This is a genomic window from Bacillus sp. OTU530, assembly GCF_038440375.1.
On sequence record NZ_JASATP010000089.1, the window covers coordinates 1 to 11,476 of the forward strand.

13 protein-coding genes are annotated in these 11,476 nt (G+C 41.2%); 4 read left to right on the forward strand and 9 right to left on the reverse strand.

Annotation, left to right across the window (positions count from 1 at the left end; translation table 11 throughout):
* On the forward strand, positions 1–412 hold a 412-nt coding region (locus AAHB12_RS30180), incomplete at its 5' end, for a hypothetical protein (RefSeq protein ID WP_342048776.1).
* 254 nt (positions 413–666) lie between these two features.
* Complete coding sequence (locus AAHB12_RS30185) at positions 667–2,097, forward strand: IS4 family transposase (protein ID WP_342048777.1); 1,431 nt, start codon at positions 667–669, stop codon at positions 2,095–2,097.
* Between the two features lie 480 nt (positions 2,098–2,577).
* Here the strand turns inward: AAHB12_RS30185 and AAHB12_RS30190 are convergent, their stop codons facing one another.
* Both AAHB12_RS30190 and AAHB12_RS30195 read right to left on the reverse strand, forming a co-directional pair.
* Complete coding sequence (locus tag AAHB12_RS30190; RefSeq protein WP_342048778.1) at positions 2,578–2,883, reverse strand: putative quinol monooxygenase; 306 nt, start codon at positions 2,881–2,883, stop codon at positions 2,578–2,580.
* A 133-nt stretch (positions 2,884–3,016) separates the two neighbouring features.
* Complete coding sequence (locus tag AAHB12_RS30195) at positions 3,017–4,027, reverse strand: NADP-dependent oxidoreductase (RefSeq protein ID WP_342048779.1); 1,011 nt, start codon at positions 4,025–4,027, stop codon at positions 3,017–3,019.
* Positions 4,028–4,144: 117 nt separating this feature from the next.
* On the opposite strand from AAHB12_RS30195, the gene AAHB12_RS30200 reads away from it, so the two are divergent.
* Positions 4,145–4,726, forward strand: coding sequence for a TetR/AcrR family transcriptional regulator (locus AAHB12_RS30200; RefSeq protein ID WP_342048780.1), 582 nt, complete (start codon positions 4,145–4,147; stop codon positions 4,724–4,726).
* A gap of 14 nt (positions 4,727–4,740) precedes the next feature.
* On the forward strand, positions 4,741–4,827 hold the full coding sequence (locus AAHB12_RS32045) for a TetR family transcriptional regulator (RefSeq protein ID WP_446715638.1): 87 nt from the start codon (positions 4,741–4,743) through the stop codon (positions 4,825–4,827).
* Positions 4,828–5,142: 315 nt separating this feature from the next.
* Here the strand turns inward: AAHB12_RS32045 and AAHB12_RS32050 are convergent, their stop codons facing one another.
* The 7 genes from AAHB12_RS32050 to AAHB12_RS30235 form a co-directional block, all read right to left on the reverse strand.
* Positions 5,143–5,433, reverse strand: a complete 291-nt coding sequence (locus tag AAHB12_RS32050) for an ACT domain-containing protein (protein ID WP_446715639.1) — start codon at positions 5,431–5,433, stop codon at positions 5,143–5,145.
* A 184-nt stretch (positions 5,434–5,617) separates the two neighbouring features.
* Positions 5,618–6,493, reverse strand: a complete 876-nt coding sequence (locus tag AAHB12_RS30210; RefSeq protein ID WP_342048782.1) for a DMT family transporter — start codon at positions 6,491–6,493, stop codon at positions 5,618–5,620.
* Between the two features lie 387 nt (positions 6,494–6,880).
* Complete coding sequence (locus AAHB12_RS30215; protein WP_342048783.1) at positions 6,881–7,033, reverse strand: hypothetical protein; 153 nt, start codon at positions 7,031–7,033, stop codon at positions 6,881–6,883.
* Between the two features lie 629 nt (positions 7,034–7,662).
* Positions 7,663–8,124, reverse strand: a complete 462-nt coding sequence (locus tag AAHB12_RS30220; protein ID WP_342048787.1) for a hypothetical protein — start codon at positions 8,122–8,124, stop codon at positions 7,663–7,665.
* Between the two features lie 10 nt (positions 8,125–8,134).
* Entirely contained in the window at positions 8,135–9,139 is a 1,005-nt protein-coding gene (locus AAHB12_RS30225; RefSeq protein WP_342048784.1) for a DUF3231 family protein, read from the reverse strand.
* A gap of 386 nt (positions 9,140–9,525) precedes the next feature.
* On the reverse strand, positions 9,526–9,975 hold the full coding sequence (locus AAHB12_RS30230; protein WP_342048785.1) for a hypothetical protein: 450 nt from the start codon (positions 9,973–9,975) through the stop codon (positions 9,526–9,528).
* Positions 9,976–10,051: 76 nt separating this feature from the next.
* The gene (locus AAHB12_RS30235; protein WP_342048786.1) at positions 10,052–11,101 is read right to left on the reverse strand and encodes a DUF3231 family protein; all 1,050 of its coding nucleotides are present in this window, start codon (positions 11,099–11,101) and stop codon (positions 10,052–10,054) included.
* Positions 11,102–11,476 lie beyond the last annotated feature (375 nt).

Consider the following 11,476-nt stretch of genomic DNA (forward strand, 5'->3'; position numbering starts at 1 on the left):
TCTTACAGCTAGACATACACTAATGGTGGAATACCATGAGCTGTGGAAAGAACGTTATGAGAACACAAAAGCAAAATATGAAAAGTTCAAACAGAATCCGAATGTAAACCATCGTTCTTTCCACATTCTAGGTTTACAAAACAAAATGGAACGTCAACTGAAACATATACAGTTTTATGAACAGCACATCTTGCAGCATACCTTTCCTTCCGTTGTGTTTGGAGGGCGTAAAAACTTTGAGGAATTACGAAACGGTCGTATGAGTTCTCGCGGAGATGCAACAAAGGGTGGCAATCCGAATAAAAAAGCAGTTTTTCGAATTACTTCATGTCAAAAGCGCTTATTAGATAAGGTAAATATGGCTCTTCCAGGAAAGCTAATCGGGAGTTGCCGATTAGCTTTTTGTGTGTAGAAATGCACAAGTAAAGTTTATGAAATTATGTACTTTAACTTTAAGGTTGCTTTACTTTGAAGAAGTCAAATAAAAAAATCGGTTCCTTTAACGTACAGGGAATTCGACCTTTTTATGTTTGAATTTGCTTAGCGTACAAAATTTACGAAATGTTGGCGATATCCCATGCCCATCAAGCTAACAAAACAAGTTTCCCCCAAAATGAAAAAACGTTATTCTTTCAGTAAAATACTCGAAAAGGATGACGTTTTTTTATGGACCTCTCGCTTTCTGAAGAATTACATCTATTCTCACAAGAATTACAACGCTTTCTATCTTCAGTAGTCCTACAAGACATCGCCAAACAAGTTGGCTTTGTGCAGCGATCTAGTAAGTATCAAGCAAACGAACTCATGGCCCTTTGTGTATGGCTCAGTCAGGAAATCGCTAGCACATCGCTTACACAATTGTGCAGTCGGTTAGAAGCTTCCACGGGGGTACTAATGAGTCCAGAAGGATTGAATCAACGCTTTAATCCAGCAGCTGTCGCATTTCTTCGAGAAGTCTTTACTTCTCTTCTCACACAAAAACTCTGTTCCAATCAATCGCTTTCTGTACACATGATGTCTACTTTCAATCGTATTCGTGTTTTAGATGCGACGGTGTTTCAGTTACCAGATACCTTCGCCACTGACTATCAAAGATCAGGCGGAAGTAGTAATACTGCCGGGGTGAAGATTCAACTTGAATACGATTTACTCAGTGGTCAATTTTTAAACGTGCAGCTTGGACCGGGAAAGAACAATGATAAAACATACGGTACCATTTGTCTTGAAACCGTTGAAAAAGGAGACCTATGTTTGCGTGATCTCGGTTACTTCGATTTAAGTGATCTACAAGCGATTCACGATAAAAAAGCTTATTATATCTCGCGGTTGAAGCTGAATACACGCATGTATATCAAAAATCCCGAACCAGAATACTTCAAAAATGGCACACTGAAAAAGCAAACGGAATATATTCAGCTTGATATGGACCAGATGATGTCTGAACTACTACCAGGTGAAACGATTGAAATTCCTGAGGCGTATATTGGGCAAAATCAAAAGCTTCCAACGCGTGTCATGATTCATCGTTTAACCGACGATCAAACGCAAACGCGTTTGAAAAATCAAGCAATACGTGAGAAGAAAAAGGGTATTGTCATGAAGGATAAAAGTAAGCGTTTGATGGTCATGAATGTATATATCACGAACACATCGCCAGAAGAAGTGCCGACTAACTACGTGTATGCCTTGTATTCACTACGTTGGCAAATAGAGATTTTGTTTAAAACATGGAAGTCGTTCTTTGAAATTGATGAGTGTAAGAACATCAAAAAAGAACGTCTTGAATGCCATTTGTATGGCCAGCTCATTGGCATTCTCATCTGTTCCTCTACGATGTTTCAAATGCGACAGTTTCTACTCGAAAAGCAGAAGCAAGAACTGAGCGAATACAAAGCAATTTATATGATTAAGGATTACTTTCCGTTACTGTTCCAAGCAATGGTAGTTGACACAGATGAACTCTTGGCGATTCTGCATCGCCTCTATCAATTGCTTAAAAAGAATGGTCGTAAATGTCATCGTTACAAAAAAATGACCGTCTTCGATATTCTTGGTGTTGTCTATGAAACGACGGTGAATAAAAGACAAGTTGCCTAGCGGAAAAATCACATTTTCATAGGTTTATTTGGCATGTTTATTTTTCCAAAACTCATTAGTCACAGTACAAAAATCAAGGTGTAGCTAGAGTTTCTTACCGTCAGCTTGATGGGCATGCGTCAGGACCCCTATAAGAAAAAACTATTTGCTACTGTATATTTATAATGATACGTGCATATCGCATAGTAAATTTATGGATATTGTAAGAATAACGCTTTTGAGGGGGAAAACTGAATGCTACTTTCAAAAATACTTCCAGATGTTGCTCGAATGCATCCAACAAATTGCGCAATAAAGAGTAAAAATAAGACCCTAACTTATGATGAACTATTTTATCAAGTGAAAAGTGTTGCTCATGGTTTGTACGATCTATCCATAAAATCCTCGCTCCCCGCTGATTGTCGGATGAAACAGAATCCATAGAAGTATATCCCAAGTCCGCTCCCGCCGCTAGGTGGGGGCTATTTGACGCTCACTCTTTTACTCCATGAACGAACGTTCGTTCGAGGCATCGTATTTTAAAATGTCCATTCTCATCCTATTTCCCCACTTTTTTAAAAACGGCGCTGACTTATGTCTTTCAACATGGGCCGTCAGCGATTCTTGATCTTGCCACCGCTGGACAGTCAGCATGCGTCCGGCGCGCGCATCTTCATCTTCCAAAGTAAAGGCATAAAAGAGGCATCCATTTTCAGCTCTCGTGCTGGAAACGACGGCCTGAACGTCTGCAGTGAACTCATTCACATCAGACGGATTTAGGTGAACGTAACCCATGAGTATAATCATTGTTGATCATCCTTTTTTTCTTAATTTAAGTTAGCAAATTTTTTCAAAGCTCATTCGCAGTCCTCGCTAGTAGAACGCCGCAAAGTTTTGCGACGTTCCATCAGGAGTGCGATAATCATTCGAGCTGTCGTCCTTACATAACCGTGAGCACGATCTTGCCTTGGATGTGCCCACGGGCGGCTCGTTCGTGCGCCTTGCGAGCATCGGCAAGTGGAAACGTGCTGTCGATGGCGACGCGAACCGTCCCGGCATCGAGCAAGCGCCCTAATTCCGCTAGCTGTGGGCCGTTTGAGCGCACTTGGGTCATCGATACAGTGACGCCCAGCTTTGCGGCCTCCTCGGCGTCGGAGAAGCCTATGAACACTGGGAACAAAGCGCCGCCACGCTTGAGCGTACGCAAGAAACGACCGGTTGTTGGACCTCCGAGGGTATCGAGGACGAGATCAACGTCATGGGCGATGTCCTCGGGAGGACTCTTGGTGTAGTCGATGAATTCGTCGGCACCGAGCTCGCGCAGGAACGACTCATGCTTGCCCGATGCCACCGCGATGACATGCGCACCCTTCCATTTAGCCAGTTGCACCGCTAAGTGCCCCACGCCGCCCGCGGCACCATTGACGAGTACCGTCTTGCCGTTGAGCGGCAGCGGGCGATGCGACTCCGGTTGAAACGGATTCGCTTCATTGTGCCCCAACTCGATCAGGAACTGCCATCCGGTGAGACCTGCCATCGGCGCCCCTGCGGCGTGCACGTGATCGATGCCAGCCGGTTTGAGTGCAAGATCAGACGCTGGCGCGGCGACGTACTCGGCATAAGCAGCGCTCTCCCCCATGCTAGGAAAGCGAACCATACCGAAAACTTCATCGCCGATGGAGAAGTCTTGCACATCCTTGGCTACCGCCTCGATGACGCCCGACATGTCCGACCCCAGAATGAAGGGAAAGGACACCGCCGGCTGCCACTCAGGAGGAAGATCCTTATACCCCTCGCGCAGGTACCAGTCGGGGGGGTTGATGCCAACCGCGTGAACGCGGACAAGCACCTCACCCGGTTTCAGTTCGGGAAGCGGGGCCTCCTCGTAACACAGTACCTCAGGGCCGCCGAATTCGTGCAGCCGAATCGCCTTCATTGTGTTTGTAGACATCGCTTTCTCCTTTCACACAAATGTGTTATCCTTATTAGAACAGTGCTCCACTTAAACGGATCACTGTTCCGTTTATCATTATACGGAGCACCGCTCCGGTTGTCAAGGAGGAATCTTATGCGAGCCGATGCGAAGAAAAACTATGAGCACATACTCGCAGTCGCGAGCGTCGTTGTAACCGAGCACGGCGTCGATGCATCGCTGCGTGATATCGCTCGCAGAGCTGGTGTCGGGCTCGGCACACTGTATCGTCATTTCCCGACGAGAGAGGCGCTGCTCGAAGCTTTGCTCCGCGCAAGCTTCGACGAGTTTACGATAAAGGCACGTGAGCTCGAAACTGCGAGTTCACCCGATGATGCACTCGTGTCGTGGCTACGCGACGTCGTTGCATTCACGGGCAACTATCAAGGTGTTGTGGACGCGATGATGGCAGCCAAGGAGGACACGGAGTCCGCACTCCACGCTTCATGCGTCACGATGCGCACGGCAGGCACGCGACTTCTCGCTCGCGCTCAGGCCGAGGGTCTGGCACGTACCGACATGGATGGTGATGACCTGTTCTCGCTAGCTGCTGCGCTTGCGTGGCTCAGCAATCAACCCTCGTCCGCGCCACGAGCTGAGCATCTCTTCAGTATTATCGCGAGTGCGATCTTGACGAATCGAGCGAGCAGCGATTTCAGGGCGCAGCCGCCATCTTAGAGCAGGTCGCACGCGTGGCGGAGGTCGGCATCGGCACTCTCTACCGTCACTTCCCGACACGCGACGCACTGATCGAGGCGGCCGCACAACTGATGATGTAGCGGGAGCCGGTGGCGGTGCTCCACGAATGGCTGCTGCTATTCGTGGATTTTCTTGACGCCAAGAAGGGCATGGCGGAGGCACTGAGTACGTTGATCGGCGACCCAGATGCCCTCTACAGAGAAACTCCGCCCCCCCTCGCCGCTCCTATCACGGCGCTGATCGACCGTGCAGTCAAAACGGGCCCCCCAAGCTTCGCGGGTACTACCTCTTTTAGGAATTCAATACATCTAGGATACTAAAATAATCTCCTTTAGCTTTGAGCCAAAGGAGATTATTGATAATTCCAGTAATGTTTGTTTGATTGCGAATTATTATTAGATGACAGAATGTCCGTGTTCAGATAATATCTGTAAAGTTTGTTCTAAAGTGTCTGACTTAACTAGAAGATAATCTGTGTTATAAGTAGAAATGGCAAAGATACTAATTTTAGCTCCAGCAAGTGGGGAAGCAAGGGAAGATAATACTCCTGTCAGCGAAAAATCAAGAGGTCCTTCCACTTTAATACATCTCCATCCGTTACTTATTTCAATATTTTCAACATGCGAGGGTACTACTTCTTCCGCACAAACTATAGATAGTTCTTCATCTGTATAAGTAATTGAGATAAAATTTTTATTTCAAGAGCCCATTTAGGGTTAGCGCCCCCATGCCCATCAACTTAGCAAAAATACAATGCCCCAAAACGATAATTTTGGGGTAATTCTAAATTCTTAACTTGATGGGCATGTGGCGATATCCCTTTATATGTAAAAAACCCCTTTAAGCCGTAGCTAAAGAGGTTTTTACATACTATTTTTTCTCGTTGATAACGAATAAAACACCACCGAGAATTAAGATGGAGCCGATCCAAAACATTACACCTATGTTCTCACCTAGAATGAGCCATCCAAGTATTGTCCCAACAACGGGTTGAAAGAAGAAAAATAGCCCCCCGCTTGAAGCATTAAGCAGTTGTAATCCACGATTCCAAAGTAGAAATCCACCAGCCGTTGAGACAATGCCCAAATATAAGAGTCCTCCCCAAATAGTCGGGTGAGTCAGTTGAGAGATAGTAATTACATGTAACCGCGGCAAAACAAAAGGAGTTAACACGATTAGGGCTACCAAAATGGAATAGGTCGTTACCACAATTTGTGAATAATCATTCGGCACACGCTTTACAAGTACAGACATGAGTGCCCATGTTAAAGCCGCAATCAGCAGTGAAGTACCACCAAGTTTACTGGACACATTCACATGATCCACTCCAACAATGAGAAAAACCCCAATGGTCGCTAAACAAACGGAGAATCCCTTTTTTATGGTCAACCGTTCTTTAAGCAGTAAACGAGCAAAAATAACCATAAATGCTGGTGTTGAAGAAGTTATAATGGCTCCCATTTGTGCTGAGGATAGCATTGTACCTATTTCTTGAGCAACGATTGAAATAGCGTTACCAATGACCCCAATGGCTATAATGAGTAAGAAATCACGTTTATGGATTCGCCATTTTTGTCGTGTTATCAAACCAATTACAAAAAGCGCGACAAGAGCCACTACATAACGCATCCACACAAGTTCCAGTGGAGGTATAACCGATACTACAATTTTAACAACAACGTACATACCACCCCAAATGCTGGCAGCTAAAGCTAAATATATAGAACCTAACCAATTACTTTTCATTTTTGTACCCTCCGTCTTTTATTTAGGTCGAATGCCCCTAACGGAGAGATGTAATCACTCTCACTCCACTAAGGACGGAAGAGTACTACGGGTACATCGTTTTCAAATAATGGGGAGAAATACATCTTAATTCACCTCAAGTCTAAATCTAAATACAGCTTCATGTTTTTGATAATACCATACCATTTTGTTTTTAAATAGATGAACATAACTTCTATTTTCGAATTTATATAAACAAACAATGCCCTCCAGATCACTGGAGGGCATTTCACCACTAAATTTTATAGAGATTACGAAGAAACTCTATATGTTTATCTTGCTCAAATACCTGTATTTTATGTATTTGTTCATGCGATCAAACTCATTAGTATTGACGAACAAAGAATATTACAGTGACCCTCTAGCCCTTAGTTCCTTTTCAATACAATATTTTACGAAATCCTCGATGGTAATCTCTTCTTCCTTCACCACTTGAGCTACTTTCTCTTTTGCATAATAAGGAACAACAGTGTGAATCGTTTCCAAAGAGCTATCTATCATAACCCCTTTATGACGAACAGATACAGTTCCTTCTATCTAAGTGATCTGGAGGACATTGCTTGTTCACAGAATTCTTGAAAGCGGAAGTATGTATAGGCATAAAGTCTCCGCTGTGAGTGTAAAGTAGGAAACTACCTCTAAAAACGCTGATTTGGCGCTACTTTCAGCCCGTTTTTTTGCCAAACTTACATAAAAACATGCTTTTCAATCGCCGCGCGTAAAATTTTGTGCAAATCCCTGTATACCCTACAATACCTAGTGTTATAATACGATTACATCCCGCAATAGATTTCTCCTTGGTGGCGATATTGTTGGGATGACCAAAACTAACTGTCTGGAGGAAGGCTATCCATTTCATTATGGATAGCTTTTTCCTTTGTTGAATAATTCTAGGCACAAAGTACATAATAAGGGTGTATTCAATAATTAGAAGTATTGGTGCATCCGAATGATTTGACGTTCGCATGCTGTGAAGCATGCAGAAAATTAAACCTCTAAGGAAAGCTATACATTAACCGGTGTATAGCTTTTTCCCTTTTATTTAGAATATAAAAACCCCTCCAAATCGTAACTGGAGGGTTCTTTGTTCACGTAATCAAAGATGTAGGAAGGAAGTCACTTTACTTACCTTACGATGATTTTTCAATCTTACATATCCATTTGTAATACATCAATAGCAAGGACAACAAAATAGGGTCTGCAATAGCTGAATAACTCATGTTCCACCAACCGTAATGAAAATAGCCAAACGGTTCTGGTAGTAACGTAAGCAGCTCATACAATAAAATGCTGATGCACCAATAAATAAAATAAAGGATCTTCTTACTTCTCGATGATTGAAACGGATACCAATTTAAAAACATCATATTTACAGGTGGAACCAGAGCAATAACGGCAATAAGAGACTCCCAATCCACATCTTTGGTAAAGTACCAGTACCCATGGTACTTTATATCAATATAGGTATCAAAAAGTGCCTGAAACGAAATTGTAAACATCCAAATATGAACAATTTGATTTTTTGTAAGATGCTGATTTGTTTTGAACGCAATTAGGTTGAAAAGCAGAATGGAAATAATAAGTCCTATCATGATAAAACGATTATGTAGTGAGCTGATTTCGATCTTCAATTTGTGGAGGTTCTTCCATCCAGCCGTTTTTAATCATAAGTTTTCCGCCATCCTGAGCAAAAGAGAAAATATCTTTTGCCAGCAAGGTCATTTTTGTTGGTAGGTCGCTCCTTAAACTAAAAGCCCCGCCCAGTGCATTACTTCCGAGTCCAAATGAAGTGAGCAAGCTGGTGTTGTACATCATCAATTTCTCAGAAAAAGGCGCAATTTTCGACGTGGTTGCTTTTCCGGCATGAGTGGCAGGGGGCTCAATAAAACTTTGGCGTAAAAATTCACCTAGAGAAGTTTCTATCTTTTCTGAAAGTTTCATCCCTTTGACAAAATAGTCCTGTACCTCCTTATCAGTGGCCACTTGAGCAAATCCAATCATTAATTGCATTCCTACAAGATTTGTTTCAATCGCGTGATGGATAAGGGAAACTTCAACCGTATTAAGAGATCTTAGTTCACCAAACAACTTTAACCCCTCCGTGTAATTTGTACTCTGTACAAATCCAACTTTTGTTGGCATTGACACAAAGGGTGGGCGTACCAAAACGCCTTTTTCTAAAAGCAATTGGGTGGATTGGCTATTCATCGCTTGAGACTCCGCAGTCAAACTGATAAAAAAATCTTCAATATCCTTCCGGTAAGACATGCCTACAAAAAGTGAATACAGGCTCATTTCTACTTTAGTCATCATGTGCAAATACATGATATCGTACATGTAATCATATAACTTTGGGACTCCATTATAGACATCTTTTTCTGTAAAGCCGATGGGAATTACTGCTCCCTCTTGATGCAAAATGTTTGTAATCGCCTCTACATTTTTGGCGGCAGTGTTAGAATGGGACTGTAACAGTTGCTTTGCTTCATCATCGGCATGTTCTATAAAATGATCTAATATCCTGATAATCATGGTCTTTTCTTGATAAGCCATCCACAAATTAGCCAATTCTGATGATGTGATAGGTGTTCGCTGTGAACTCATCATGCAATCCTCCTAGTTTTATTTTTAATGTAACCCTGAGAGATTTATTTTATGAATAAGAAGGTTTCTGCAATCTTTATAGGTATTCGATTTAAAACTATCCTGTAACGTTTGATGAACAAGGAACAATGTATATCGTATAACATGGGAGGTTTATTGGAAGTTAGGTACCTAGGATTATACAAAAAATACTCCCCAGCTAAGCGATCTGTTCACATAATTAACGAAAGCGGAAGTTTAAAATTTTGAGTTTCTTGCTCAATTAAATTATCCGATAGTTTAAGTGTAATACCTCACAAAAGTCGGAGTAACCATTTTGCGTGAGCACCTGCCTAAAAGAGCCTGCATAAATTCTGTTAGATCAACAAATTCAAAAGGAAAAAACAATGCTATCCATTTCTTAAGATTTTTTTCAATAGTATCCCCATTGCCACTCCAGGGATTACACATAACATTGGAAACCAAACTGTTCCAAATACTAATCCAAATATTTTTATTTTTTCGGAATACATTAATCCCACAGTAACAAAATAGGCTGAAAAAACAAATGGTAAGTAAGAATATGGTCCCTTCCCTCCACCCGCATCCTTGTAAGCATCCCACATTGCAAAAAAGTAAACACAAGGATAAAACATAATCCATTGATATTCGGTACATTCAATGGCTTTTTTGATGTCGCCGTTAAAACTATGCAAAATTATTTTATTAAAATGTGATTGAACATTTATAATAAATTCTAATGAAATAAAAATTATCCCTTTGAGGTACTTTCCATTAAGTAATTGACCAAAACCTGGAAGTGCTATACTCCACAACAATGCTTCTTTACTATTCGCCACATTGTTCTATTCCTTTTCTAAATTTTTTTCGCCTAGCTTGCAATTCGAATCTGTTCAAGCTGTTCCAATTGCATACTTAAACTCTGTCATACGCTTTTGGTGGTGATTCCAACCAACCTTTATCAATTAAGATATTTACACCGTCGTCAACAAATAGTCCAATGTTAATAAGAGTTCTTATATATAACATATCTATATCTCTTCTTGCAGTTACCGCCAGTGAGTTTCCGAATGCCCTTATCTTCATTGCGAACATGTCCACTTTATGAAATAGCATTATTTTATCGGAAAAAGGAGGGTATGTAGATGTTGTAACCAAATGGTCTAGGTACGCCGGTGATGACATGTGTTCAATGTGAAGCTTTTCCTGATACTGCTTTACGGCTTTATCAGTCATGTCTAAACCTTTTTTAAACAAAGCCTTTATCTTTTTATCCTGAACTATTTGATGAAATCCCAATAATAATGCCTTACTTGTTGTGTTATTCTCAATGTTATCATAAAGATGAATGATTTCTAATGCCTGTAATGGTCGGGTATCTCCAATAAAGCCCTGTAAGTAGCTTTGGTCATCAATTTTATCAATTCCTTTTGGTGTTGGTATGATAGGAGGTTTTGCAATAAACTTTTTTCCCATTAAAACATTGTTAATTTGCCCCAAAAGGATTGTAGTACATTGATTACAATAAACAAAAAACTCTCTTATATCCTCTCTTATTACTAAGGGAAGCGCTATTGCGTAAATGCTAAGACCTGCCTTAGCAGCATATTTTAAATAATGAGGGTAAAATTCATCTGCGTATAAACGTGGGGCACCAAGGTTTACATCATCTTTAGTAAATCCAGCAGGTATAGGAAAATTATCTTTTTTTAAAAATCCTTCTATCCTCTGCGTGAAATCCTTTGATAAGGCTAAACCATTTTCCAATAGCGTCTTAATATCTTCATCGTCACAATGTTGAAGAAAATAACTCAAAATTTGAATGGACATACTGTTTCCCATATAGGTAGCCCATAGTTTACCCACTTCCATTGTCGTTAAAGCTTGGCTCTCATCTCCTGTATTTGAACTAAAATTTAGTGGTTTCATCACATTCATTGGATTTAATTCTTTATCGGTGGTCATGCGTAATCCCCCTTTTCTTGCATTTTTGTTTAGAATAACCATTGGAAAATAATTTAATCCAACAAATCTAGTTGATTTTTTTAACTATTCTGCCTCGTAGTTGAACAAGGAACAATGTATATTCTATTCATGTGAAGTTAACATAATTCCCGATCTAGGAAGTTAAAAAAGCCCTCGGATTTGTTTAAATTCGGTGGCTTTGGATAGCATAGAGGTTATTATGTTTTTGATTTCAATCTATTTTTATTTCGAATCATGGAAACAAGTAACATAACCAACGGTATGATTACCATAATAGGCGGGAAAATGAGATATTGTGCCGTTTTCTGCCCTTCTTCAATATGTTCAGCAAAATTTGTGGCAATCGCCATTGAG

Excerpts from the sequence above, each read along its gene's own strand:
- AAHB12_RS30235 (WP_342048786.1), bottom strand. The coding sequence starts at position 11,101 with ATGACCACCGATAAAGAATTAAATCCAATGAATGTGATGAAACCACTA.
- AAHB12_RS30200 (WP_342048780.1), top strand. The coding sequence starts at position 4,145 with ATGCGAGCCGATGCGAAGAAAAACTATGAGCACATACTCGCAGTCGCG.
- AAHB12_RS30195 (WP_342048779.1), bottom strand. The coding sequence starts at position 4,027 with ATGTCTACAAACACAATGAAGGCGATTCGGCTGCACGAATTCGGCGGC.
- AAHB12_RS30185 (WP_342048777.1), top strand. The coding sequence starts at position 667 with ATGGACCTCTCGCTTTCTGAAGAATTACATCTATTCTCACAAGAATTA.
- AAHB12_RS30220 (WP_342048787.1), bottom strand. The coding sequence starts at position 8,124 with ATGATAGGACTTATTATTTCCATTCTGCTTTTCAACCTAATTGCGTTC.
- AAHB12_RS30190 (WP_342048778.1), bottom strand. The coding sequence starts at position 2,883 with ATGATTATACTCATGGGTTACGTTCACCTAAATCCGTCTGATGTGAAT.
- AAHB12_RS30210 (WP_342048782.1), bottom strand. The coding sequence starts at position 6,493 with ATGAAAAGTAATTGGTTAGGTTCTATATATTTAGCTTTAGCTGCCAGC.
- AAHB12_RS30215 (WP_342048783.1), bottom strand. The coding sequence starts at position 7,033 with ATGATAGATAGCTCTTTGGAAACGATTCACACTGTTGTTCCTTATTAT.
- AAHB12_RS30225 (WP_342048784.1), bottom strand. The coding sequence starts at position 9,139 with ATGATGAGTTCACAGCGAACACCTATCACATCATCAGAATTGGCTAAT.